A 1,429-nucleotide genomic window follows, 5' to 3' on the forward strand; every position below is an offset into this window, starting at 1 on the left:
AGTCGCGCGGTGGAGGGCCTGTACAAGAAAGAACTGATGTGAGCAGCGCCCCGTCGTCTTTGGGTGGACAGCTATCACTACCACTTCAGCTACCACGGCATGGGCGCATCGGTGCTGGGCGCTGCTGGTGTTTGACATGTCCGATCGGAATGCTTTTCCTGCGCCCCCCCCTCGCCGACTCGCTCGCCAGTCTGCACATTGCACCGTGTCGACGTGGCAGAGAGGCATTGTCGCGGTGCTCCCGGCCTGCCCTGGTTCCGCTCGCGGTCACTCTCCTCAGTCGACGCGGACGCGAAAACAGACCCGGCCACCGATGTACCGAATGCCCCGCTCAACTTCGAAGAGCCGGAAGGGTTAGCGTTCGCTGTATCCTCGCCCGTGGCCGGACGGTTATCCACCGCCTGTCCAACGCGGCAGCAGACCGCTCCACTGTCGTCGAGATCCTGGACTTCGAGTGTGGGGCGTGCGGCGCCGCGTACCCGGACGTGGAGAAGTTGCGCGCTGAGCACGGCGACCGGAGCAGTTACGTGGTCCGCTACTTCCCGATCACCAGCCACCCGAACGCCTTCAACGCCGCGCGCACGCGGCGGAGGCGCCCGCTCGGCAGGGCAGTTTTGAGAAGATCTAGCACTGGCTGTTCTTCCAGAGCCTCTTACGTATCGGCGCGCTCTGCCCGTACTGCATGGTGGTCTGGGTCGTCATGATCGTCCTGTTCACCTACGTGACCCTGCGGAACCTGGGCCGCGGCGTTTTACCCGTGCAGCGCCATTCTCACCCTCTGGCGCTGATCAGACGGCGGCGCAGGCCACGAGGACAGCGACCATCGCGTCGGTGTACGCGCTGTGTCCGGCCGCAATCAGCGCGGGCAGGTCGAGCCGCTCGGGGACCACCGCGGTCGACGCGCCGGGTCGCTAAGAACGGATGCGTTCCGAACTCTGAAGACCACGGCCAGCAGGAAGCAGAAGCCATCTTCGTCGCGACAAGACCTGCGTGACATCCCCGCGTCGCAGTCCGGACCCGACCGTCGAAGCGACGGCCGGGTCCAGTGGCCCCAGGCGGATGTCGCCGGACAGGCCCTTTCAGCCCGCTGCTGTGACCGCAGGGCCGACGGCCGTGGTCACGGCGACCTCGATTCCCGTTGACCTTTGGTCTTGGCCGGCCACCCCGACCTGCCTGATCAGCTCGGTGTCGTCCCCGCACCGCTCCAGATGCTCCATCAGGGCGATGAAGGCCGGGTGTGGGGCGGCATCGCTGGCCGCGTCCGGTGACGACTGGTCGGAGGAGAGGTCAAGCCGGACGAACGACTCGCGCCGCTCCGGCAGCGTGCCGTGCTCCAGGCGCAACCCGTTGACCATGAACGCCGCGTCGACGGGTTTCGCCACCGGCCAGCAGAGCACCAGGTCTCCTCCGACACCGGTGTCGTCCGCAC

The 1,429-nt window shown here is 66.6% G+C and carries 1 protein-coding gene and 1 pseudogene; one reads left to right on the forward strand and one right to left on the reverse strand.

Features of this window, described 5'->3' with window-relative positions; translation table 11 throughout:
* Positions 1–628 precede the first annotated feature (628 nt).
* A pseudogene (locus Asi02nite_RS41175) lies at positions 629–739 on the forward strand (vitamin K epoxide reductase family protein); the annotation flags it as partial.
* Between the two features lie 340 nt (positions 740–1,079).
* Here Asi02nite_RS41175 and Asi02nite_RS41180 read toward each other — a convergent pair.
* On the reverse strand, positions 1,080–1,429 hold a 350-nt coding region (locus tag Asi02nite_RS41180), incomplete at its 5' end, for a hypothetical protein (protein WP_203719471.1).

The organism is Asanoa siamensis (assembly GCF_016862555.1).
Classification (GTDB): Bacteria; Actinomycetota; Actinomycetes; order Mycobacteriales; family Micromonosporaceae; genus Asanoa; species Asanoa siamensis.